The sequence below is a fragment of the Caulobacter sp. GW822-FHT07D08 genome, from assembly GCF_058798735.1.
Map to the genome: position 1 here is coordinate 266684 of NZ_JBXAKU010000003.1, position 22042 is coordinate 288725.

At 69.3% G+C, this 22042-nt stretch carries 19 protein-coding genes and 1 riboswitch; of the genes, 8 read left to right on the forward strand and 11 right to left on the reverse strand.

Annotation, left to right across the window (positions count from 1 at the left end; genetic code table 11):
* The first annotated feature begins 31 nt into the window (after positions 1 to 31).
* Complete coding sequence (locus tag AC1RJ9_RS07860; protein WP_492837739.1) at positions 32 to 1363, forward strand: MFS transporter; 1332 nt, start codon at positions 32 to 34, stop codon at positions 1361 to 1363.
* Between the two features lie 36 nt (positions 1364 to 1399).
* Positions 1400 to 2614, forward strand: coding sequence for a DUF418 domain-containing protein (locus AC1RJ9_RS07865; protein ID WP_492837738.1), 1215 nt, complete (start codon positions 1400 to 1402; stop codon positions 2612 to 2614).
* Here AC1RJ9_RS07865 and AC1RJ9_RS07870 read toward each other — a convergent pair.
* From AC1RJ9_RS07870 to AC1RJ9_RS07900, 7 genes are all read right to left on the reverse strand, one after another.
* Entirely contained in the window at positions 2581 to 3333 is a 753-nt protein-coding gene (locus AC1RJ9_RS07870) for a dienelactone hydrolase family protein (RefSeq protein ID WP_492837737.1), read from the reverse strand. The two genes, AC1RJ9_RS07865 and AC1RJ9_RS07870, sit on opposite strands and share 34 nt — an antisense overlap.
* A gap of 148 nt (positions 3334 to 3481) precedes the next feature.
* Complete coding sequence (gene purH / locus AC1RJ9_RS07875) at positions 3482 to 5071, reverse strand: bifunctional phosphoribosylaminoimidazolecarboxamide formyltransferase/IMP cyclohydrolase (RefSeq protein ID WP_492837736.1); 1590 nt, start codon at positions 5069 to 5071, stop codon at positions 3482 to 3484.
* A gap of 26 nt (positions 5072 to 5097) precedes the next feature.
* Positions 5098 to 5178: riboswitch (ZMP/ZTP riboswitch) on the reverse strand.
* A gap of 982 nt (positions 5179 to 6160) precedes the next feature.
* Entirely contained in the window at positions 6161 to 7735 is a 1575-nt protein-coding gene (locus AC1RJ9_RS07880) for a GmrSD restriction endonuclease domain-containing protein (RefSeq protein ID WP_492837735.1), read from the reverse strand.
* 88 nt (positions 7736 to 7823) lie between these two features.
* Positions 7824 to 8147, reverse strand: coding sequence for a hypothetical protein (locus AC1RJ9_RS07885; RefSeq protein ID WP_492837734.1), 324 nt, complete (start codon positions 8145 to 8147; stop codon positions 7824 to 7826).
* A 5-nt stretch (positions 8148 to 8152) separates the two neighbouring features.
* Complete coding sequence (locus AC1RJ9_RS07890; RefSeq protein ID WP_492837733.1) at positions 8153 to 9886, reverse strand: heparinase II/III family protein; 1734 nt, start codon at positions 9884 to 9886, stop codon at positions 8153 to 8155.
* Positions 9887 to 9895: 9 nt separating this feature from the next.
* The gene (gene rpe / locus AC1RJ9_RS07895) at positions 9896 to 10555 is read right to left on the reverse strand and encodes a ribulose-phosphate 3-epimerase (protein ID WP_492837732.1); all 660 of its coding nucleotides are present in this window, start codon (positions 10553 to 10555) and stop codon (positions 9896 to 9898) included.
* A gap of 106 nt (positions 10556 to 10661) precedes the next feature.
* Positions 10662 to 11945 carry an RsmB/NOP family class I SAM-dependent RNA methyltransferase gene (locus AC1RJ9_RS07900; RefSeq protein WP_492837731.1) on the reverse strand — a complete coding sequence of 428 codons (1284 nt, stop codon included), beginning with the start codon at positions 11943 to 11945 and terminating at the stop codon, positions 10662 to 10664.
* A 91-nt stretch (positions 11946 to 12036) separates the two neighbouring features.
* Here AC1RJ9_RS07900 and AC1RJ9_RS07905 point away from each other — a divergent pair, with 91 nt between their 5' ends.
* The 3 genes from AC1RJ9_RS07905 (at position 12037) to AC1RJ9_RS07915 (ending at position 15850) form a co-directional block, all read left to right on the forward strand.
* On the forward strand, positions 12037 to 12282 hold the full coding sequence (locus AC1RJ9_RS07905; protein WP_492837730.1) for a DUF1674 domain-containing protein: 246 nt from the start codon (positions 12037 to 12039) through the stop codon (positions 12280 to 12282).
* 39 nt (positions 12283 to 12321) lie between these two features.
* Positions 12322 to 12765 carry an ester cyclase gene (locus AC1RJ9_RS07910; RefSeq protein WP_492837729.1) on the forward strand — a complete coding sequence of 148 codons (444 nt, stop codon included), beginning with the start codon at positions 12322 to 12324 and terminating at the stop codon, positions 12763 to 12765.
* Positions 12766 to 12853: 88 nt separating this feature from the next.
* Entirely contained in the window at positions 12854 to 15850 is a 2997-nt protein-coding gene (locus tag AC1RJ9_RS07915) for a DUF2339 domain-containing protein (protein WP_492837728.1), read from the forward strand.
* 7 nt (positions 15851 to 15857) lie between these two features.
* On the opposite strand, the gene AC1RJ9_RS07920 is transcribed toward AC1RJ9_RS07915, so the two are convergent.
* Positions 15858 to 16268 (reverse strand): DUF1801 domain-containing protein, encoded by a 411-nt coding sequence (locus AC1RJ9_RS07920; RefSeq protein WP_492837727.1) that lies wholly within the window; start codon positions 16266 to 16268, stop codon positions 15858 to 15860.
* A 115-nt stretch (positions 16269 to 16383) separates the two neighbouring features.
* Between AC1RJ9_RS07920 and ggt the strand changes: the two genes are divergently transcribed.
* Complete coding sequence (gene ggt / locus AC1RJ9_RS07925) at positions 16384 to 18063, forward strand: gamma-glutamyltransferase (protein ID WP_492837726.1); 1680 nt, start codon at positions 16384 to 16386, stop codon at positions 18061 to 18063.
* 150 nt (positions 18064 to 18213) lie between these two features.
* Here the strand turns inward: ggt and pyrF are convergent, their stop codons facing one another.
* A complete protein-coding gene (gene pyrF / locus AC1RJ9_RS07930; protein ID WP_492837725.1) occupies positions 18214 to 18915 on the reverse strand; it encodes an orotidine-5'-phosphate decarboxylase in 702 nt (233 codons plus the stop codon).
* Between the two features lie 89 nt (positions 18916 to 19004).
* On the opposite strand from pyrF, the gene AC1RJ9_RS07935 reads away from it, so the two are divergent.
* A complete protein-coding gene (locus AC1RJ9_RS07935) occupies positions 19005 to 19700 on the forward strand; it encodes a MarC family protein (protein ID WP_492837724.1) in 696 nt (231 codons plus the stop codon).
* Between the two features lie 45 nt (positions 19701 to 19745).
* A complete protein-coding gene (locus AC1RJ9_RS07940; RefSeq protein ID WP_492837722.1) occupies positions 19746 to 21002 on the forward strand; it encodes a UbiH/UbiF/VisC/COQ6 family ubiquinone biosynthesis hydroxylase in 1257 nt (418 codons plus the stop codon).
* Positions 21003 to 21126: 124 nt separating this feature from the next.
* Here the strand turns inward: AC1RJ9_RS07940 and AC1RJ9_RS07945 are convergent, their stop codons facing one another.
* Complete coding sequence (locus AC1RJ9_RS07945) at positions 21127 to 21327, reverse strand: Trm112 family protein (RefSeq protein WP_125157247.1); 201 nt, start codon at positions 21325 to 21327, stop codon at positions 21127 to 21129.
* Positions 21328 to 21352: 25 nt separating this feature from the next.
* Positions 21353 to 22036 carry an LON peptidase substrate-binding domain-containing protein gene (locus tag AC1RJ9_RS07950; protein ID WP_492837721.1) on the reverse strand — a complete coding sequence of 228 codons (684 nt, stop codon included), beginning with the start codon at positions 22034 to 22036 and terminating at the stop codon, positions 21353 to 21355.
* Positions 22037 to 22042: the final 6 nt, after the last annotated feature.

Genomic DNA, 22042 nt, shown 5'->3' on the forward strand with positions numbered 1-22042 from the left:
TTACGAGGGAGGGGTGGAGAAGGGACTCCGAATGGATCAGGGCGATCGTCGGCGCTTGGCCTGGACCCTCTATGAGTGGGCCCAGCAACCCTATTGGGCGCTGATCGCGACCTTCATCTTCACGCCCTATTTCGCGTCCGGCTTCGTTGGCGACGCCGTCCGGGGGCAGAGCCTCCTGGGCTATGCCGGGGTGGTGTCGGGCTTGGCCATCGCCATTCTGAGTCCCCTGCTCGGGGCGACGCTGGACGCCCGGCGCAATCCGCGCGCCTGGCTGGTCGGCCTGGCCTTTCCGTTCGTCATCGCCAGCGCCGGGCTGTGGTGGGCCGCGCCCGGCGAGACGGCCCGCATCCCGCTGATCCTGGCCTGCCTGGTCATCGCCAGCGTCGTGGCCGAACTGGGCGTGACGGTGATGAACGCCCTGCTGCCGGTGGTGGCCAAGCCGGGCCAGATCGGACGGCTGTCCGGCACCGCCTGGGCCCTGGCCTATGTCGGGGCGCTGGTCACCCTGTTCATCGTCCTCTTCTGCTTCTCCCTGCCCAAGGTTCCGCTGCTGGGCCTGTCAAAGGCGCTGCACGAGCCGGACCGGATCGTCGGACCGCTGGTGGCCGTGTGGTTCCTGGCCTTCGCCTGGCCGCTGATGCTGATCGCCCCCAAGCCATCGGAAGGTGCGGGCGACAAGCCTCTGGCCGAGCTGTGGGCGACGATCCGGGGCCTGCCCCGCCAGCCGCACATGCTGAGGTTCCTGATCGGCCGCATGCTGCTGGGCGACGGCATTTCCAGCTTCATCGCCTTCGGAGGCGTCCTGGCGGCGGGGCTGTTCGGCTGGACGACGACGCAACTAGGCCTCTACGCGATCATGCTGTCGGTCGCGGCCGGCGTCGGGACGTTCATCGGCGGGCGGGTCGACCAGAAGATCGGTTCCAAGGCCACCGTGCTGATCGCCACGGGCGTGATCCTGTTCGGCGCCACGGGCGTGGGGATGGTCGGCCGGGATACGGTCTTCTTCCTCGTTCCGGTCACGCCGGCCCAGGCCGACGAGGCTCTGTTCTCCAGCACGCCCGAGCGGATGTTCCTGGTCTTCAGCCTGTTCGTTGGCCTGACCTTCGGGCCGGCGCAGTCCAGTCTCCGCGCCTGGATGGCCGAGCTGGCCCCGGCCGGCGAGACCGGGCGGTGGTTCGGGCTCTATGCGCTGTCGGGCAAGGCCACGGCGTTCCTGGCCCCGCTGGTCATCGCCGTCGGCACCCGCCTGGCCGGCGACCAGCGGATCGCCGTCGTGGTGTCGGCGGGGTTCATGGCGCTGGGCGCCCTTGTTCTCGCCAGCGCCCCCAGACGCGCTCCGAAACCCGTCCCGGTTGTCGGCTGACGCGGAACACGGCAGGCTCCCTTCGAGGGGGAGCTCATGACCAAGGATCGCATCGTCCTGCTCGACTCGCTGAGAGGTCTCGGCGTGCTGGGCATCCTGCTGTGCAACATGCCGGACTTCGCGGTGGCCCCGCCGCTGTCGGAGTCGGTGGCCAACTGGCCGCACGGGACCGGCCCGGCGACCCTGGGCGTCTGGGCCGTCACCCAGTGGCTGTTCCAGCGCAAGTTCGTCACCCTGTTCGCCATGCTGTTCGGCGTCTCGATCTTCCTGGTCGGCGGCGAGCGGTCGGACGCCGGGCGTGGCGCGATCCTGAGGAAGCGCCTGGCCTGGATGGTCGCCTTCGGCCTGCTGCACGGCTTCGCCATCTGGTTCGGCGACGTGCTGCTGAGCTACGCCCTGGCCGGCTTCGCGGTGATGCTGACCCGGTCCTGGGCGCCCCGGAAGCTGATCGGCACCGGGGTCACCATCTGGGTCGTCTTCTCGCTGCTGATGACGGCCGGCATGACCGCCGCCATCGTGTTCCAGCACGATGGGGCCCAGGCCACGCTGGAGACCGCCAAGGCCGTCGCCAAGTCCAGGGCCGCCGAGCTCCAGTACGGCGGAACCTTCCTGCAGTCGCTGATCCAGAACGCCAAGGACCGGCTGGGCTACCTGTCGGGCGAGCCGTTCATCTTCGTCATGACCTCGGCCCTGATGATGATCGGCCTGGGCTGTTTCAAGCTGGGGGTGCTGACCGGCGAGGCGAGCAAGCGGACCTATGTGACCCTGGTCGCCGTCGGCCTGACCGCCTCGGCGGCGGTCGGCGGCCTGGTGGTCGCCCAGATCCTGCTGGGCCTGCCGAGGCCGCTGTCGATGATCTTCCAGGCCGTGCAGTGGATGACCGCGCCGCTGACGACCCTGGCCTATGTCGGCCTGATGGTGTTCGCCGCCCGGTCGAAGGGCTCGTGGAGCGCGATCCCCAAGGCCCTGGCGCCGGTCGGGCAGATGGCGTTCACCAACTATCTGACCCAGTCGCTGATCATGACCTCCATCTTCTATGGCGGCCGGGGCCTGGCCCTGCATGGCAAGGTCGACCGGCCGGTGCTGGCGGCCCTGACCATCCTGACCTGGACCGTCCAGATCCTGTGGTCGCGCTGGTGGATGGACCGGTACGAGATGGGCCCGCTGGAGTGGGTCTGGCGCCGTCTCTATCGCGGTCCGACCCGCCTGCGTCGGGCTCAGCCGCAGGCCGTCAGCGCCCTGGCGAAATAGGTCTGCATCTCCTGAAAGAGGTCGGGCCGATAGCGGGCCCGGGGATCGTTGGCCTTGTCGTCGTCGAAGGCGTGGGTGGCGTCGTCGAACAGCACGCGATCCACGCGCAGGCCGTCGCTCGCCAGGCGGTCCAGCGCCTTGCCGGGCAGCTTCCAGCCGACCACGGCGTCCTTGCCGGCCAGCACCGACCAGACCGGCGGCGCCCCCTCTCCCCAGCCCCGCCGCGAGGTCAGGGAGGGATAGCCGGCATAGGGATAGACCAGCAGCGCGCCGCGCACCCGCTGGCGCAGCCGGACCGGATCGGCGTCGGCCAGCTTCGTGGCGCGCGCCGCGTTCTCGCCGATCGCGTAGCTGTCCATGATCGTCCAGCCGCCATGGCTCCAGCCGGCCAGGAAGACGCGCTCCGGATCGGCCCAGCCTTGCGTCTCCAGCCAGGCCAGCATGGCGAAGACGTCGGCCGCCCGGGTCAGGCCCCGCAGCGCCACGCCCGTGCAGACGAACAGCTTGGCGTCCAGCGAGGACATGCCGCGCGGCTTGAGCGAATCGACCACCACCGCCGCCCAGCCCGCCGCGACGGCGGCCCGGGCATAGTCCTCGAGGAACGGCGTCTTGCCGCCGCAGCCGTGCAGGATCAGCGCCACCGGAAACGGTCCCGGACCCGCGGGCTTGAAGACCCGCGAGTGCTTGGCGACCTTGTTCCCCCAATCCGCGCTGTTCATATAGCTCCTCGTGGTCCGCCCCCGTCCTTCGACAAGCTCAGGATGAGGGCTACTGAGCGTCAGTAGAAATCCTCACCCTGAGCCCGTCCCCCGGGACCGACCTTGGTCGGCCCGAGGATAAACTCCGGGCGAGGGTTTCGTGCCTCAATCAGTGCCGGAACACTCGCACGCCCGTGAAGGCCATGGTGAGGCCAAGCTTGTCGGCCGCCTCGATCACTTCGCCATCGCGCATCGAGCCGCCCGGCTGGATGATCGCCGTCGCCCCGGCTTCGGCCGCCTGGATCAGGCCGTCGGCGAACGGGAAGAAGGCTTCCGAGGCGCAGGCGCATCCACGAAGGTCCAGGCCGAAATCGGCGGCCCGCAGCGCCGCGATCCGGGCCGAGTCCTTGCGGTTCATCTGGCCGGCCCCGACGCCCAGGGTCTGGCCGGCGCGGGCGTAGACGATGGCGTTGGACTTGACGTGCTTGCCCACCGTGAAGGCGAACAGCATGTCGCGGACCTCTTCGTCCGTAGGCTGGCGCTTCGTCACGATCTTCAGGTCCGAGGCCGTGATCCGCGCGTCATCCCGCGACTGCACCAGGAAGCCGCCGGCCACGCTCTTGAAGGTGTCGCCGGTCGACAGCGGGTCGGGCAGGCCGCCGGTCACCAGCAGGCGCAGGTTCTTCTTGGCCGCGAACACGGCGACGGCGTCGTCGGCGGCCTCGGGGGCGATGACCACTTCGGTGAAGATCTCGACCATGGCCTCGGCCGCCTCGCGGGTCAGGCGCGAGTTCACCGCCACGATGCCGCCGAAGGCCGAGGTCGGGTCGCAGGCCAGGGCCCGCTCATAGGCCTCGCGCTGGCTGCCGCCCACGGCCACGCCGCACGGATTGGCGTGCTTGATGATCGCCACGGCCGGACCCTGGGCCGGGTCGAACTCGGCGATCAGCTCGAAGGCCGCGTCGGTGTCGTTGATGTTGTTGTAGCTGAGTTCCTTGCCCTGCAGCTGGCGGGCCGTGGCCACGCCCGGACGCGGGTTCGGGAAGGTGTAGAAGGCCGCCTTCTGGTGCGGGTTCTCGCCGTAGCGCATGGTCTGGCGAAGCTCGCCGGCGATGGCCTTGCGGGCCGGGAAGTCCTGGCCCAGCGCGGCCGCGAACCAGGCCGAGATCGCCGCGTCATAGGCCGCCGTGCGGGCATAGGCGCGAGCCGCCAGCCGCTGGCGCAGTTCCAGCGTCGTCCCGCCGGCCCTCAGGGCCTCCAGCACGTCGGCGAGGTCGGCCGGGTCGGTGCAGACGGCGACATAGCCATGGTTCTTGGCCGCCGAGCGGATCATGGCCGGGCCGCCGATGTCGATGTTCTCGACGCACTCGGCATAGCTGCCGCCCTTCGCGACCGTGGCCTCGAACGGATAGAGGTTCACATACAGGATATCGATGCCGCCGATGCCGTGGTCGGCCATGGCCTGCGCATGCTCCGGGGCGTCGCGAACGCCGAGCAGGCCGCCATGCACCACCGGGTGCAGGGTCTTGACCCGGCCGTCCATCATTTCGGGAAAGCCCGTCAGGTCCGAGACGTCCTTGACCGGGATCCCGGCCGCGGCGATCGCGGCCTTGGTGCCGCCGGTCGAGACCAGCTCGACGCCGGCGGCGTGCAGCGCGTGGGCGGCCTCGACCAGGCCGGTCTTGTCGGAGACCGACAGCAGGGCCCGCTTGGGGGCGACGAGATCGGGGGCGGACGGATAATCGGGCGCTGCGGGCACGGCGGACTCCAGGTCTGTGATTGTCAGAGGGGAGCCCAGGCGCGCGGCTTATGAGGTCCGCGCTCCCCGGTGGTTTCCCACCTTCAACGCCAGTCACGCGAACGCGCGGAAAATACGGGGGACGGCGGGGGAGTCAATGCGTGGCGCCGACCCCCTCCACCGGCTCCGCCGGTCCCCCTCCCCCAAGAGGGGAGGAGAGAAGAGGGCGCGGCTCTCTTCTCCGCCCCGCTTGGGGGCGGACAGACCGCGCGCGGCGCGGTCAGGTGGGGGCCTGTGCTGAGCCAGACATGCGTCCGCTCCCTCACGCGGGCAGCCGCTGAAGTTCGTGGAAAGGGACGCGGAGCGCCGGGCCACGCCCGGAGGATGAGTAAGTAGATACCGTTTCGACGAAGCCAGAGCGCTCCGCGTAGCCGTTATCCGGTGAGCCAGCGGGGCGCGGGGTTTTAACCCGCTTCCGACAGTCGGCCCACGACGGGCGGGCCGGGGCGACGAACCCCGGTCCCGGAACGCCCGGGCGATTTCAGCCCGCGCCTGCCGCGTCATCGGCCCGACATCCCACGTCGTTTCTGTGTTCCAGGGCCGACCGCCGCCAGAGGGATGCGGTTGCGGAGCTTCCCCCGCACCGACGAGCGCTACCCGCTCGACCACCCCTGACAGCCGTCACGATCGCCGGCCGGACGTCCCTTTCGTGCTGTCAGGTGGAGTCAGTATGGGGGCGGGTTGAACGCGGATCATTCACGGGCGCGTAAAAGTGGGAAGTGGTTGATTTCGTGGGATTCGGCGCCGCCAACGCCGGGGATAGAGCCTCGCCAATCCCCGTGAGGGCGCATTTTGAAACCCTCTCTCAAAGAGAGAGGGTTCGAGTGTGCGCGCGATCCCCGCTCAGTGAAACCGCCCTTCCGCCCCGGAAGAGCGCCCGCCTTACATCTCACGGCGAGACGATCGCAGGGCTGTCCAGGTCACTCAAGGACGACGCTCCGCGTCGCCGCGCGCGGTCGCCGGAGGCGAGCCTTGACTGACCTGGACAGCCCTGCACGCTGCAGCCTCCAAGAGATTTAAGGAGGGCTCCGACCGTGGGGCGATATTTGTCTAGGCCCTGCAAAGATTTCTTGCGATGTCGGTTAGAAGATCAGCGCGTTCGCCCAGAAATTTTGCGTAATCATCGTTAAATAGAGATATTGGACATGCTGCTGCAGCCAAAATCTGATCAATATCCTCCGGCATTTTTGCTCTGTAACTGGAAGGTTTTTCGCCTCCCAAGGTTCTATTGTCTGCTCTGGACAAGAAACACAGATTCGCTAGGCTATTGTCGTTTAGTACAGGTGATTGTCCGGATTTTTTGAGAAAATCTCTGGGCATTAAGTGATGATATTCGGTTCTATTTGCTGTTTTAAGTGTTTCCGCTAATGCTACGGGGTGCCCAGAGACGAATGAAAGTGGTTTTAAACCTGCTAGGGTAAGTACAAATGTCTTGGTGTTCACGTTGCCAAGGCCAAAGGAATTTTCGAGAAAGAATTCTGGTCCGATGTTAACGGAGAAGTCGCCAAGAGAGGACGGCTTACCCGCAGAAAGATTGGCCATTTGTTCAATATCTGTCTTAAGATTCCTAAGAACGGCGGAGCTGTACCTTTTTGAGTAGGCTACCCTCCAAAACCACTTATTTATCTGTGCAGATTGCTCTGCAGTGAAGCTCTTCTCTTTTGTTCCGGGCAGGGCAAAAAAACTTGCTAGAGGCACAATCATGGTCGTGAAGGGTAAGTTATTCAGCGTCTCGGCTTTGAAGTGAGCCCGCACGTAATCTACCGCCCCCTTCACGCCGTTCAGAACTTCGTCGAAGCGTTCTCGAACTAACGCGCCGTTGAGGTTCATGAGCGCGTTGGGTGACGCGTCGTGACTGAGAACGCCAGAGCAGCACCGAAGAAGGAGGTTGGGGTCTGCGCCTACATCGGCAAACCCAAATGGTGAGAGTTCGGCGGCGAGCTCTGCAAATTGGTCTTGAAGCTGAAAATCCTCGCTCCATGTCCACGCAGATAGAAGCTGTAAAGTATCTAACTCCATACCTTGTCTATTGACGCGCTCAAAGATGATGGCGACCGTCGCCTTGTCCTCAGTCTTCGAGACTTGAACTGGTATTTTCGTTTCTTTAAAAACGGATTGCATGTCGTCAATACGTTCAACTGTTTTCTCGTCGAAGCCTTCACAAGCTTTACGATAAGCGGTTGTGTTAAAGAGTGTACTAAGCGGGAAATGCTTAGAGAGGTCGACTTCGTCAGGCTTCAATGCCGCAAATTGACTGTCCTGAGCGGTAGGCTCTGCTGAGAGATCAAAATATATATCCAGCCAATTTACCTTGTTTGTCTTTTCCATTCCATTCTGGAAAACGCCAAAAATGGACGTAACTCTCTGCTGTCCGTCAAGTACGTAGTCGACTGGGTAGTCTTCTTTCGGCTCGGGCAACTTAAAAGGCCCTAAATCACGATCGAACTTCAATTTCTCTTTTGTGCGCCAAAACATAAGAGATCCAAAAGGATACCCTTTATATATACTATCCATAAGGTAGGCGACGCGATCTGGATCCCAGACAAATCCGCGCTGAAAGGCCGGAATACGGAGTTGCCCGCGGCTGACCATCTCGAGTACCTCGCGGATGCTCAGACTATCCATGAATTCTCCCTGATGTGAACTAGCGACACGTCATTTTCACGGCTTAGCTTAGCGTTCTGTTGAGCGAGTGAAAGTGCTATTCTTAATCTCAAGGTTGTTTTTTCCCGCCGATTAAGGCTATCGCCCCCGTACCCCCAACCCGCTCCCGCACGGCCTTGAACAACACCCCCATCTCGATATGCGTCTGCACGTACCCCCGCTCGAACAGGTACGTCAGCATCCGGTCGTAGGCGTCGTCATAGTCCCCCGTCGCCACGCTCCCCGGCGCACGCGCCTCGCGTTCCAGCACCGCCAGGATCTCCGGCGCGTCCGCCGTCAGGGCGGCGACAACCTCGGACACCTCGTCGGCCGTATACTCCGGCGTCTGCCGCGCCCGACCCGGGTCGATCGGCAGCCTGCGCTCAAAGCCCATCGGCCCTAGCCCTCCGCCCGGGTCAGTTTCCAGCGGATCTTGGCCCCGACCTCCGGGCGCACCTGGCTCTTCAGCACGATCTGGCCGGCCTTGCGGGCCAGGCCGTGGTCGAAGTGGGCGGTCGGGGCGATCTCGACGTCGACGGCGTCGTTGCGCAGCCACCAGCCGATGTTGCTGGGGCCCCGGATCAGCACGCTCTTGCCGTCGCGGGCGATCGAGGCGCGGGCCTCGGGGTGCAGGTGGAAGCGCACCGCGAACGGCAGGTAGCGGCGCGGGCCATCCGCCGCGCCGGGGGCGGCGGCGAAGGGGGTCAGGCTGTCCTCGCCGCGCAGCTCGTCATTGACCGCGTCGAGGAACAGGCGGCGGGCGTGCTGCAGGCCCACATGGCGCCAGCCGTCGTGGACGATGTCCAGCCACACCCCGCCGACGTCGTCGTGGCGCTTGGCCTCGACCTGCGTGGCGCCGTCGACCAGCCAGGGGCCGAGCGCGCGGGCGCGGAAGCCCGACAGCGGCCGGCCGGCCGAGCCGTCGCCGACCGAGACGGTGGAGGCCGCGTCGGACAGGCGGAAGGCGTTGGCGCCGGTGGCCTCGGGGCTCCAGCCGCAGCTGGTGATCAGGCGGTCCTTGGCGCAGACGATCTCGACGGCGGCCGGCTGGGCGCAGGCCGCGACCGAGAGGGAGCCAGCGGCAGGAGGACCACAATCGGCGATCAGCTCGATGCTGCCGCCGATCATCTTGTGATAGCCGCTGTGCGGCGCGGCGTTCAGCGGGCGCGGGCCGGCGTCGTCATGGGCCAGGGCGGCGGCGATGCGCGGGGGCGCGATCGCCTCGCCGCCGTGGAAGGCCGCCAGATGGCCGTCGCCCAGGGTGAAGAACCGCGTGGCGCTGGACAGGCGGTCGATGGCGCGGGACAGGGCCTCGGGGCTGGGCCGGCCGCGCTGGCCCAGGGCGTCGTCCAGGGTCAAGAGGTCGAACAGCAGCTCGACCCCGGCCTCGGGCGAGCGCGTGGCGTGGCCGCCGTCGGCCAGCACCATCGGGTCGAGGTGGCGCAGCAGGGCCTTGAGGCCCTTGTCGATCAGCCGCTCGCCGGGCTTGCCGGCCAGGACGCAGCCGGCCAGGGTGGCGACGGCGGCGCGCTCGAGGATGCGGGCGGGCGCGGCGGCGATCTCGAGCAGGTGGCGGGCCTGGCGGGCGAGGTCCCGGGTCAGGTCGGCGATCTCGGCGTCGCTGCCCTCGGCGGCCAGGGTCTTGGCGGCGCAGGCCAGGTGGAAGACCCGGCGCTCCAGGCACTCGGGGGACCACGAGAAGGCGTTCCACTTGCCGAACACCCGGCGCCAGTCGTCGATCAGCCGCAGGGAGCGGCGGGCGCCGTCCGAGCCGGCGGCGGCCAGGTCCGGCAGCCAGTCGAATCGGTGCAGGCTGACGGCGAAGCGGCGCGAGGGGCTGGCGGTGTCGAACGGGTCGCCGTCGGGGGCCAGGCGCAAGGATCCGCCGTCCAGGGTCAGGGTTCCGGCCAGGATCTTCGATCCGCGCCCGGGATCGACCGGACGCGGGTCGTGCGGCCGGGCGGAGAGACCCTCGGGGCGCGGGAAGGCGATTAGCAGGCGATGCGGGCCCGAGCCATACCACTCGCGGGCGACGTGGCTGGCCAGCTCGGCGCCGACGGCCTTCCACAGGACGCCGCCGCCGCGTGAAGAGGCGGGGAACTTCGAGCCGCTGGCGGAACGCTTGACGGCCATGGTCTGGGGTCAGCCGCCCTTCAGCGCGCGGATGTTGTCGGCATAGGCGCCAGGGCCGCCCTTGAACACCGCCGAGCCGGCGACAAGCGCTGTAGCGCCTGCCGCGACGCATTGCGGGGCGGTCGCCGGGGTCACCCCGCCGTCGACCTCGATGATGATGGGAAGGCCGGCCTTGTCCACGAGCTTGCGCAGGGCCTCGACCTTGCGCAGCTGGCCGGGGATGAAGCTCTGGCCGCCGAAGCCGGGATTGACCGACATGACCAGCAGCAGGTCGACGTCCTCCAGGATCCACTCGACGTGGTCCAGGCCGGTCGACGGGTTGAACACCACGCCGGCCTTGGCTCCCAGCTCGCGGATGCGCTTCAGGGAGCGGTGCAGGTGCGGGCCGGCTTCGGGGTGGATGCTGATCAGGTCCGCGCCCGCGGCGCGGAAGGCTTCCAGATAAGGGTCCGCCGGGCTGATCATCAGGTGCACGTCGAACGGGATCCTGGCGTGCGGCCGGATGGCTTTGACGATGTCGGGGCCGAGCGTGATGTTGGGCACGAAATGGCCGTCCATCACGTCGACATGGACCCAGTCGGCGCCGGCCGCCTCGATGGCGGCGACTTCCTCGCCCAGCTTGGCGAAGTCGGAGGCGAGGATCGAGGGGGCGATGAGCGGCGCGGTCATGGTCCTGGGATAACCGCGTCCGCCGCTTCTGTCATCCCGGGCGAAGACCCGGGACCGCAGGAAACGCCAGCCCTTGCCGTGGTCCCGGCTTTCGCCGGGATGACAATCAGGATGTTTTCCTGAACCTGGCCGCGAAGAAGCCGTCCTGGCCGCCGTCGCGCTGATGCGGCAGCAGGCGCAGGGTCCCGCGGGCGGTCAGGCTGGCCTCCGGGGAGCCGCCCTCGCCGGCGGCGATCGGCTCCAGGGCCATGTCCTTGCGGCGCGCCAGGAAGGCCTCGACCTGGGCCTCGCCTTCCTCCGGCTCCAGCGAGCAGACGGTGTAGACCAGCCGCCCGCCGGGCTTGAGGCGGTCGGCGGCGCTGTCGAGGATCTTTGACTGCACGCCGGCCAGGCTGGCGACGTCGCCGGGGCGGGCGGCCCACAGCACGTCCGGATGGCGACGGAAGGTGCCGGTGGCGCTGCACGGGGCGTCCAGCAGGATGGCGTCGAAGGTCCGCGCGTCCTCCCAGGCGGCCGCGTCGGCGGCGACGACCTCGGCGGTCAGGCCCATGCGCTCCAGGTTCTCGGCCACGCGCTTGAGCCTCGCGGCCGAGCGGTCCAGGGCCACGACGCTCGCGCCGGTCGCGGCCAGCTGCAGGGTCTTGCCGCCGGGCGCGGCGCAGAGGTCCAGCACCTGCTCGCCGGCCTTGACGTCCAACAGGCGGGCCGGAACGGCGGCGGCGGCGTCCTGCACCCACCAGGTCCCGTCCTCGAAGTTCGGCCAGGCGGCGACATCGCCCTTGCGGCGCACGCGCAGGGTCCCGCCGTCCAGGATCTCGGCCTCCAGCGCCTCGGCCAGCGCAGGCGCGTCGGCGGAAGGCTTCAGGGACAGGTCGGTGGCCGGCTCGATGGCGATCTGGCCGGCGATCTCGCGGGCCGTGGCCTCGCCGAACGCGGCGACCCAGCGCGAATAGAGCCAGGGCGGGGCCAGCAGGGTCGGGTCGTTGGCCGGCTCGCCGTCGCGCAGCAGGCCGCGCAGCACGGCGTTGACCAGGCCCTTGAACGGGCGGCTGGTCTTGTTGGCCCCGGCCAGCTCGACCGAGGTCGCCACGGCGGCGAAGGTCGGGACCTCCAGATAGAAGGCCTGGGCCGCGCCGAGGCGCAGCAGGTGCATCACCCGGTCCGGCGGGGCCTTCTGCAGCTTGGCGGCCAGGGCGCGGTCGATGGGGCCAAGGTGGCGCAGCACGGCCATGGCCAGGGCGCGCGCGAAGGCCCGCTCACGCGGCTCCAGGAAGCGGAAACCGTTGGCGGAGGCGGCTTCGTCGATGCCGCCGCGGCGCGAGAGGGCCGCGTCGATCAGGGTCAGGGCGGCTTCCCGGGCGGGGAGGCCGTCGTTCAGTTCTTGAGTCACCGCCCCGCCGTGCCCCAAAGGCGAGGGCGAGCGCAAGCGTCTTGCGGAAAAATCGCGCGGCGAGACGGACGAAAAATGCTAGAATCCACCCATGTCAGAGCCTTCCAACACGTCCCCGGCGCCTGAAATCGCCGCTTCCGATCTCGCTGGCGAAGTCCCCGGCGCCGCGCCCGGCAAGGCTCTGAGCCCGGCCGCCCGCCGCGCGCTGGAAGAGGCCGCCGCCCGCCGCGCCGCTGAACACGCCGCCGCCCTGCCGACGGAAAAGGGCGGCCGCGAAGGCCCCGAGCCCACCCGCTTCGGCGATTGGGAGAAGAAGGGCGTGGCGGTCGACTTCTGAGGCTGGCAGGCTCCTCCGAAACAGGAGGAGGAACGGGCCATGGAAGACCTCGCGACCAATCTCGCGGAACGGCGCATCCAGGTGGTGCGCGACCACATGGCGCTGGAGTGCGTCCACGACTGGGACGGAGTGATCGCCACCTTCGAGCATCCCCGCTACGAGATGTACGGCGGCGGCGCGGTGTTCGACGGCGAGGCCGCCGTGCGCGGCTATTTCGCCGCCTCGCGCACGCCGTTCCCGGACCAGGGCAACGAGGTGATCGCCATCGCCCACGCCGGCGACACGGTGCTGGTCGAGTTCTGGCTGACCGGCACGCATCTGGGGCCGCTGAAGATCCCCGGGCGCACGGTCGAACCGACCGGCAAGGCCTTCCGCATCCGCATGGCCGCCAGCTTCGAGTTCGCGCCCGGCAGCGACAAGATCATCTGCGAGCGGCCCTATTACGACCAGTTCGCGGTGCTGCGGGCGCTGGAGCTGGGGTGAGGGCGGGGCCTGCGACTTAAGGTTTCATTGAGCGCCGTCCTCGCATACCAAGACAGGGCTGCTCACTTCGCCGGACGGGACGCACGACATGGAATGGCTGGTGATCCTGGCCCTGGGCGCCTGGATCTATCGACAGGGCCAGAAACTGCGGACGCTCGAGCGAAGGCTGGACGCCGCCGACTCGGCGCGGCGCATGGCTCACAAGCCCGCTCCGCCGGCCCCGGAAACCTCGGCGATCGCCGAGCCGACGGCGGCGCGCCCGCCTGGGCTTGAGCCGGACCCCGTTCCCGAGCCGGTTTTCGCGCCGGCCTCGCAAGCGACCCTCCGCGCTCCGCCTCGGCCGGCGGCGGCGCCCAGAATCAACCGCGAGTCGGTCTCGACCTGGCTGTCCGAGAACGGCCTGGCCTGGATCGGCGGTGGCGGCCTGGCGCTGGGCGGCCTGCTGCTGGTGGCCTATGCCGCCCAGCGCGGGTTGTTCATTCCCGAGCTCCGCATCGCCCTGGCCGTGATCCTGGGCGCGGCGATGCTGGGGGCCAGCGAATGGATGCTGCGCCAGACGCCGTCGATCGCCGGCGGTCGCCACCTGCTGGCCGCCGCCGTCTCGGCCGGGGCCGGGGCGGTCACCCTGTACGGCGCCGTCTGCGCGGCCCACGGGCTCTATCACCTGATCCCGCTGGGCGTGGCCGCGATCCTGGCCGCGGGCGTCTCCCTGGGCCTGCTGGGCTTGTCGTTGCGACACGGCGAGCCGCTGGCCCTGGTGGCCGTTGTCGGCGCCGTGCTGACGCCGGCCTTCACCGGCCTGCCGGACTGGTCGCCGCTGGCCTTGACGGCCTATGCGGCGCTGATCGGCGCGACGGGGTTCTCGATCTCGGGGCTGCGGCGCTGGGGCAAGGCGGGCGGGGCCACGATCATCGGCCTGCTGCTGCTCAGCGGAGTCCCGATCGACCAACACCAGACCCTTTCGGCGGTGATCATCCAGATCCTGGCCGCCGCTGGGTCGTTCGCCGCCACGCTGTGGCGACGCCGTTTCCGTCGCGACGACGCGGGAGATCCGGCCGGCGACGATTTCCGAGGCCTGCCCGCCCTGGCGCTGGTGCTGGCCAGCCTGGCGTCGGTCGGCCCCTGGTTCTCGGCCCCGGTCGGGTCGGGACACCTGCCGATCGTCATCCTGCTGTCGGGGTTTCTGATCGCCCTGGCGGCGGCCATGGTTCTCCGGGACATGATCCGCCCTGGCCTGTTCGCCCTGCCCGTCGCCATGGCGATCCTTTGCCAACTCCTGGCCATGGCCATCGCCGTGCGCGCGCCAGCCTTTGCCGCCCAGCTGCCGTGGCAGCACGCCCTGACCGCCCTGATCCCAGCGGGCACGCTCTGGCTGGCGCTGGGCCTGCCCGCCGTGGAGCGCACCCGCGTCCTGGCCATCGGCGGGATCGGCGTCGCCATCCTGGCCAGCCTGACCTGGCCGATCCTGCACGCCGCGCATATCGACTTCGGCTGGGCGCCGGCCGCGATCCTGGCGGTCGCCCTGTTCGGCGCGGCGGCCCTGATCGCGCGCCGGGTGGAACAGGCCTCGACGGATAGAGGCCTGGCGCTGTGGCTGGCGGCGGCCGCCGAAATGGCCTTCCTGGCCACGCACGCCGCCGTCGCGCCGCGTTTCGAGCCCTCCGCCTTCGGCCTGGCGGCTTTCGCCCTGGCCGTCTCCGCCTGGCGTCTGCCCTGGCGAGGCCTGGCCCCCGCCAGCGTGGTGGGCGGTCTGATCGCCTTCATCGCCATGCTGCAACCGGACTTCATCGGCGCGGCCCTGGACGGGCGTCTGCCGCCGGCGACCCTGCTGGCGGTCAGCGCCGTGGCCGCCGGCTTGCTGGTCGTCTCTTCGGCCCTGATCTGGAAGGGCGGCGGCGAGAGCGTCCGCAACGAGGTCGAGGCTCAACGCGCCACGGGCCTGATGATCGTGCTGCTGGCGCTGTTCGCGGCCTTGCATGTCGTGATGGCGGGACCCCGCGATCAGGGCGGCGACGGCCTGCTGGAGGCCTCGCTGCGCACCCTGGCGCTGCTGAGCACGGGCCTGCTTCTGGTGTTGCGCCAGCGGCCCGACGATGGCCCGATCACGCGGTGGCGCACGCGGATCGTGGTCAGCCTGGGCGTCGCGCACGGGGTCCTGCTGCAAGGCCTGGTCTGGAACCCGTGGTGGGGCGAGGGCGCGCCGCCCGCCGGACCGCCGGTGCTGAACACCCTGATCCTGTCCTACCTGGCGCCGGCGGGCCTGCTGGCGGCGATCGCCTGGCGCCGGAGGCCGGCGGACGATCGCTGGACCAAGGCCTGGGTCCTGGCCATCCCGCTGTTCGGCCTCCTGTGGGCCGTGCTGGCGCTGCGCCACCTTTTCCACGGCGCCGCGATGGGTCCTGCGCCGATCGGCCGGGCCGAGGGGGCGGCCTATGCGATCCTCGGCCTGCTCGCCGCTCGTCAACTGAGCGCGCCCAGCCTGGCCGGGCGCGCCGGCGCCGCCTGGCTGGCTCGGGTCGGGCCGGCTTTCGGCTGGCTGGCGCTGATCGTCGCCGGCCTGGTGTTCGGCGTCCGCGCCAGCCCTTGGTGGGGCCCGATGAGCCAGCCGCTGGCGCCGGTCGGCGCGGCGCTGCTGCTGTTCGGCCTGTACGGTCTGGGCGCGGCGGCGATGCTGGGCCTGAGGCGGGCTGACCGGCCGTTCGACAGAACCGCCCTGGCGGTCGCGGTCGGGACGCTGTTCGTGCTGCTGACCCTGCTGATCCGCTACGCCTTCCACGGCGGCGACATGCGCGCGGCGACGGGGAACGCGGGCCTGGAGACCTGGACCTTCTCGGCGCTCTGGGCGGTGTTCGGCCTGGCGGTGCTGGGACTGGGCGCGGCGCGCAAGGACATCGTCCTGCGCTGGGCGGGCCTGGCGGTCCTGCTGTTCACGGCGGCCAAGGTCGTGCTGTTCGACCTGGCGCGGCTGGAAGGCGTTACGCGCGCGGCCTCGTTCCTGGCCGTCGGCGCGCTGTTCATCGGCGGCGCCCTGCTGGCCCGTCGCCTGAACGCGCGGCGCCGGCCAGTGGAGGATCTGGAGGCCTAGACGCGTCTCACGCCTTCTTCTTCGGCTTGGCCTTGGCGGCGTTGAAGGCCACCGCCTCGCGGAACAGGGCCTTGAAGGCCTCGGCCGGGATCTCGACGCCTTGCGGAAAGTCGATGGCGCGGCGGACATTGCCCTCCAGGCTGGAATTGAACAGCTTGGTCGGGTCTTCCAGCGCCGCGCCGTGGGCGAAGGTCGTCTTGACCACCGCCTTGTAAACCTCGCCGGTGCAGATCAGGCCGTCGTGCGACCAGACCGGCTTGCCCCACTTCCATTCCTCGACCACGTCAGGATCGGCGTCCAGGATCAGGGCGCGCAGGCGGGCCAGGGTCTGGCCGCGCCAGTCGGGGATCGCGGCGATGGCGCGGTCGATCAGGATGGAGGCGGGAACGCCGACGTCCTCGGGGCGGGTGCTCTTCACGGCGTTCCTCCAGAAAGCCCGCCGATCAGCAAGACCAGGGCGAGGAGGGCGTCAAGAACCATTGTTCCGCGAACGGTATCGGCTAGCGTGGTCGTCTCGCCGCCGGAGACTTCCCTTGCGCCTGTTCGCCAAGTTGCTCGCGACCGCCCTGCTGCTGTTCGCGCCCCCCGCTCTCGCCAAGCCGGCCAAGCCCGTTCCGGTGCTTACCGCCGGGGCCGTGGCCTCGCCGGACCGCTATGGGGCGCTGGCGGCGGAGGAAATCCTGAAAGCGGGCGGCAACGCGGTCGACGCGGCGGTGGCGACGGGCTTCGCCCTGGCCGTCACCTATCCGGAGGCCGGCAACCTGGGGGGCGGCGGGTTCATGACGCTGTATGTCGGCGGCAAGCCCTACTTCCTCGACTATCGCGAGACGGCCCCGGCGGCGGCTTCGGCCGACATGTACCTGGGCAAGGACGGCGAGCCGACCCCGGGCCTGTCGCTCTACGGCAACCTCGCGGCCGGGACGCCGGGCACGGTGCGCGGCCTGGCCATGGCCCACAAGCGCTTCGGCAAGCTGCCGTGGGCGCGGGTGCTGGCCCCGGCCATCCGCTATGCCCGCGACGGCTTCACGGTGAACGCCCAGTTCGCCGGCATGCTGGGCGGCGAGGTCCCGCCGCCGTTCGCCAAGACCAACTTCCGCGCCTATTTCGGTCCCCAGAAGGCCGGGACGCTGTTCAGGCAACCGGAGCTCGCCGCCACCCTGGAGCGGATCGCCCGGGGCGGCGACAAGGCCTTCTACGAGGGCAAGACCGCCGACCTGATCGTCGCCCAGATGGGGCGCGGATCGGTGAAGGGCCTGATCACCAAGGCCGACCTCGCCGGCTACAAGGCCGTCTGGCGCGCGCCGGTCACCGCCAGGTGGCGCGGCTATGACGTCATCACCGCCCCGCCGCCCAGCTCGGGCGGCGTCGCCCTGATGCAGATGCTGCTGATGAAGCAGGACCTGGCCCCGAAGTTCAAAGGCGTCGGCCTCAATGATCCCCAGTACGTCCACCTGCTGGCGGAGATCGAAAAGCGCGTCTACGCCGACCGCGCGGAATATCTGGGCGATCCCGACTTCGTGAAGGTCCCGGTGTCCAACCTGATCGACCCCGCCTATGTCGCCCGGCGCGCCCGCGAGGTCGATCCGGACAAGCCCTCGCCGACCAAGGCGGTGGTCCCGGGCCTGGAGAAGCCGCAGACCACGCACTATTCGATCGTCGACAAGTGGGGGAACGCCGTCTCCAACACCTATACGCTGAACGGCTGGTTCGGCTCGGGCGTGGTGGTCGAGGGGGCGGGCTTCCTGCTCAACGACGAGATGGACGACTTCTCGGCCAAGCCGGGCGCGCCCAACATGTTCGGCGTGGTCGGCGGCAGCGCCAACGCCATCGCGCCCCACAAGCGGCCCCTGTCGTCGATGACCCCGACCATTCTCGTCAAGGACGGCAGGCCGGCCATGGTCATCGGCACGCCGGGCGGCTCGCGGATCTTCACCTGGGTGTTCCAGGTGCTGGCCAATGTCTACGACTATAAACTGACCCTGAAGGCGGCGCAGAAGGCCCCGCGCTTCCACCATCAGCTGCTGCCCGAGAACGTGATCTTCTACGAGCCGTCGGGTGCGCCCTCGGCCGACCTCAAGACGGCGCTGGAGGCGCGCGGCTACAGGTGGGTCGAGGACTTCAGCGGCGACATGGAGGCGATCCAGGTGGTGGGTCGGACGCCCGTGCCCGAGGCCGATCCGCGGGCGCGCGGCGTGGCGCTGGTGGTGAAATAGGACTGCGCTGGCCCCCTCCACCGGCTTCGCCGGTCCCCCTCCCCCAAGAGGGGGAGGAGAATACGCCCCGCGCGCCGGAGCTTTCTTCTCCGCCCCGTTTGGGGGCGGACAGACCTGCGCAAGCAGGTCAGGTGGGGGTCTGTGCTGAGCCTACAGCCCGGCGATCTCCGCCACCACCTTCAGCGCCGCCTCGCGCGGGTCGTTGGCGGCGGTGATCGGGCGGCCGCAGACCAGGTGGCTGGCGCCGGCGCGGATGGCGGCCTCGGGGGTGGCGGCGCGGGCCTGGTCGTTCTTGGCCGACCAGAACGGGCGCACGCCGGGGGTGACGATCAGGAAGTCCGAGCGCCCGGACTCGTTGGCGATCTCGCGGGCCAAGGCGGCCTCGTGCGGGCTGGAGACAATGCCGTCGACGCCGCATTCGACCGCCTGGCGCACCCGGCGCTCGACCAGGTCGCGGGCCCCGAAGGCGTAGCCCATCTCGATCAGGTCGGCGTCGGTCAGGCTGGTCAGCACCGTCACCGCCAGGATCTTCAGGCTCGAGTCGCCGCGCGCCTTGACGGCCGCGTTCATCACCTGCGGCTCGGCGTGGACGGTCAGCAGGTCGCAGCCGCTTTGGGCCAGCACCCGCGCCGAGCGTTCCACGGTCGCGCCGATGTCGTGCAGCTTCCAGTCGAGGAAGATCGACTTGCCCGAGGCCTTCAGCTCATGGGCCAGGGCCATGCCGTCGCTGGCCAGCAGTTCCAGGCCGATCTTGTAGAACGACACCGCGTCGCCCAGGCGCTGGACCATGTCGCGGGCGTCGTCGACGGTGGGCAGGTCCAGCGGAACGATCAGGCGCGGATCGGCGGTCATGTCTTTGCCCCCAGGGGTTGGCGCGCGAAGCCGTCCGCCCTAGGAGATAGGCGAAGGTTCAGGCGCTTTGATAAAGGTAAGGACGTCGAATGACCGAGGCCAAACTCGCCGTCAACTTCTTCGTCGCGCTGTTCGCCCTGATCGATCCGATCGGCAACGTGCCTTTGTTCGCCGCCGCCACCCTGGGCGCGGCCGCCGCGGGTCGGCGGATGGTGGCCGTCTATATCGGCCTGTTCGTCGCGGCGTTCCTGATCTTCTTCTTCTTCACGGGCGTGGGCCTGCTGGCCTTCTTCGGCATCTCGATGCCGGCGTTCCGGATCGCTGGCGGCATCATCCTGTTCATTCTCGGCCTGGACATGGTGCGCGACGACTTCACCACCATGTTCGCCGACGCGGCCGAGGGCATCGAGGGCCAGTCGGCGCGGGTCTACGCCAAGCAGCGCTTCGAGCGCCTGATCGTGCCGTTCGCCATGCCGCTGCTGATCGGTCCGGGCGCGATCTCGACGGTGATCATCTACGCCGCCGAGGCCAAGCCGTTCGGCTGGGCCGGCCTGGGTCTGGGCGTGGCGGTGATCTCGGCGGTGTCGCTGGTGCTGGTGGCGGTGTTCTGGGCCGCGCCGCTGATCGGCCGGGTGCTGGGCCGAATCGGCATGAGCATCGTGGTGCGGGTCCTGGGCCTGATCCTCTGCGCCCTGGCGGTGCAGTTCGTGCTGATCGGCGTCGGCGACGCGACGCGCGGCCTGGTGCGTCCGGACGCCCAGACGCCCTACGCGACCGCTAAGTAGCCGCGCGGTCTGGACAGCCTCGGCCGCACGCGCCCATATCCCGCCATGCGCGCTCCCGCTCACGATGCCGACGTGATCATCGCCGGCGCCGGCATGGCCGGCTCCACCCTGGCTCTGGCTTTGGCGTCAGGTGGCCTCCGGCCACTCTTGATCGACCCGCAGCCGTTCGAAGCCCAGTTGGCCCCGACCTTCGACGGGCGCAGCTCGGCCATCGCCTATTCCTCTTTCCGCCAGTGGCGCGCGATCGGCGCGGGCGAGGCGCTCGCGCCCCACGCCCAGCGCATCGAGCAGATCCTGGTCACCGACGGCCGCACGCCGGGGGCCGCGGCCCGCAAGGCCTCGCCGGCCTTCCTGCGGTTCGACAGCAGCGAGATCTCCGGCCGCATCGATGGCGAGCCGCTGGGCTATCTGATCGAGAACCGCCAGACCCGCGCGGCGCTGTCGCGGGCGGTGATCGACAAGGGTATTCCGGTCATCGCCCCGATGGCGGCCAAAGCCCTGGCGGTCGAGGCCGGGGCCGCGAAGCTGACCCTGTCGGACGGCCGGGTGCTGTCGGCCCCGCTGGCGGTCAGCGCCGAGGGACGCGGCTCGGTCCTGCGCCGGGCGGCCGGCATCGGCGAGATCGCCTGGGGCTACGGCCAGAGCGGCGTCGTCGCCACGGTGCGGATGGAAAAGCCGCACGAGGGCGTGGCCCACGAATATTTCCTGCCCAGCGGCCCGTTCGCCATCCTGCCATTGACGGGCAACCGCGCCAGCCTGGTCTGGACCGAGAGCACCGCGCGTGGCGAGGCCCTGCGCAACGCCTCGCCCGAGGTTTTCCACGCCCACCTGATGCGGCGGTTCGGCGACTTCCTGGGCGCGGTGACCGTCGAGGGGCCGACCTTCGTCTATCCGCTGTCGCTGCTGCTGGCCGAGCGGATGACCGCCCCGCGCCTGGCCTTGATCGGCGACGCGGCTCATGGCGTGCACCCGATCGCCGGGCAGGGGCTGAACCTGGGCCTGAAGGACGCGGCGGCGCTCGCCGAGGTGCTGGTCGAGGCCGTGCGCGGCGGCGAGGACATCGGCGCCGAGGCGGTGCTGGAGCGCTACGCCCGCTGGCGGCGGTTCGACACCGTGACCAACGCCCTGGCCTTCGACGCCTTCGTGCGGATCTTCTCGAACGACAATCCGCTGCTGCGCGTGGCGCGCGGCGCGGGCCTGGCGGTGGTCAACCGCATCGCCCCGGCGCGCCGGTTCTTCATGCACGAGGCCGGCGGCGGGGTGGGGGATCTGCCGAAGCTGCTGCGGGGCGTGGCGCTGTAGTGCGGTGAAGCCCCCTCCGACCGCTTCGCGGCCACCTCCCCCATAAAGGGGGAGGACGTCCAGGATCCTGCTTCCCCTTTATGGGGGAGCTGTCGGCGAAGCCGATTGAGGGGGCAGCGCTGCCCTACTCGCTCAGTTCGCGCGCCTCTTCCGGCAGCATGATCGGCACGCCGTCGCGGATCGGATAGGCCAGCTTGGCCGAGCGGCTGATCAGTTCGCCCTTGGCGCGGTCATATTCCAGCGGGCCGCGGGTCACGGGGCACACCAGCACTTCCAGCAGGCGCGGATCGACATCGATGGTCGGGGTGGGAGCGTCTTGGGTCATGGGCTGTGTCTACTGGCCCTCTCGCCTATTGAATAGAGTGCGGTTCGTCATCGTCCCCGGCGGCGGCGTCGATCTCCAGCAGCGCCGTCAGGGTCGCCTTGCGCTCGAAGATGGTCTCGGCCTCCAGCAGGGCCTGCTTTTCCATGGGATCGAAGGGCAGGGCCATGGCCAGGCTGTTGATCAGGGCGTCGGACGGCGCGCTCTCGGCGTCGGTCCAGTCGATGGCCAGGCCCCGATGGTCGAGATAGCGGCGCAGGGCCGACAGCAGGCGGTCGATATCGGCGGCGGTGCGCGTGCCGCCGGGGCCGTCCTCGCGCAGATCAGGCTCGTAGGGCGCGAAGTCGGCGCGGACCTGACGATAGGGCGTGCGCACCGGCAGCTCGTCGCCGGTCCGGAAGCGGCAGACCCCGGTCAGGGTGATCAGGTAGCGGCCGTCGCTGGTCTCGGCGAAGCTGGTCACCCGGCCGGCGCAGCCGACGGGGGCCAGGGGCGGTTGGCGCGGGTCGGCCTCCTGGCCGGGCGCCCGCGGGCGGGTCTGGATCATGCCGATGATCCGCTCGCCCGACATGGCGTCATCCAGCATGTTCAGGTAGCGCGGTTCGAAGATGTTCAGCGGCAGATGGCCGCCCGGCAACAGCAGGACGCCATCCAGCGGAAACACCGGGATCACCAGAGGAAGGTCGCTGAGCTTTCGGTAGGCCGCCGCCATTCGGCG

Coding starts and splice junctions, on each gene's coding strand:
- AC1RJ9_RS07910 (WP_492837729.1), top strand. CDS start 12,322: ATGGAAGACCTCGCGACCAATCTCGCGGAACGGCGCATCCAGGTGGTG.
- AC1RJ9_RS07890 (WP_492837733.1), bottom strand. CDS start 9,886: ATGGCCGTCAAGCGTTCCGCCAGCGGCTCGAAGTTCCCCGCCTCTTCA.
- AC1RJ9_RS07935 (WP_492837724.1), top strand. CDS start 19,005: ATGACCGAGGCCAAACTCGCCGTCAACTTCTTCGTCGCGCTGTTCGCC.
- AC1RJ9_RS07915 (WP_492837728.1), top strand. CDS start 12,854: ATGGAATGGCTGGTGATCCTGGCCCTGGGCGCCTGGATCTATCGACAG.
- AC1RJ9_RS07940 (WP_492837722.1), top strand. CDS start 19,746: ATGCGCGCTCCCGCTCACGATGCCGACGTGATCATCGCCGGCGCCGGC.
- AC1RJ9_RS07870 (WP_492837737.1), bottom strand. CDS start 3,333: ATGAACAGCGCGGATTGGGGGAACAAGGTCGCCAAGCACTCGCGGGTC.
- rpe (WP_492837732.1), bottom strand. CDS start 10,555: ATGACCGCGCCGCTCATCGCCCCCTCGATCCTCGCCTCCGACTTCGCC.
- AC1RJ9_RS07945 (WP_125157247.1), bottom strand. CDS start 21,327: ATGACCCAAGACGCTCCCACCCCGACCATCGATGTCGATCCGCGCCTG.
- AC1RJ9_RS07865 (WP_492837738.1), top strand. CDS start 1,400: ATGACCAAGGATCGCATCGTCCTGCTCGACTCGCTGAGAGGTCTCGGC.
- AC1RJ9_RS07885 (WP_492837734.1), bottom strand. CDS start 8,147: ATGGGCTTTGAGCGCAGGCTGCCGATCGACCCGGGTCGGGCGCGGCAG.
- AC1RJ9_RS07950 (WP_492837721.1), bottom strand. CDS start 22,036: ATGGCGGCGGCCTACCGAAAGCTCAGCGACCTTCCTCTGGTGATCCCG.
- AC1RJ9_RS07905 (WP_492837730.1), top strand. CDS start 12,037: ATGTCAGAGCCTTCCAACACGTCCCCGGCGCCTGAAATCGCCGCTTCC.
- pyrF (WP_492837725.1), bottom strand. CDS start 18,915: ATGACCGCCGATCCGCGCCTGATCGTTCCGCTGGACCTGCCCACCGTC.
- AC1RJ9_RS07860 (WP_492837739.1), top strand. CDS start 32: ATGGATCAGGGCGATCGTCGGCGCTTGGCCTGGACCCTCTATGAGTGG.
- AC1RJ9_RS07880 (WP_492837735.1), bottom strand. CDS start 7,735: ATGGATAGTCTGAGCATCCGCGAGGTACTCGAGATGGTCAGCCGCGGG.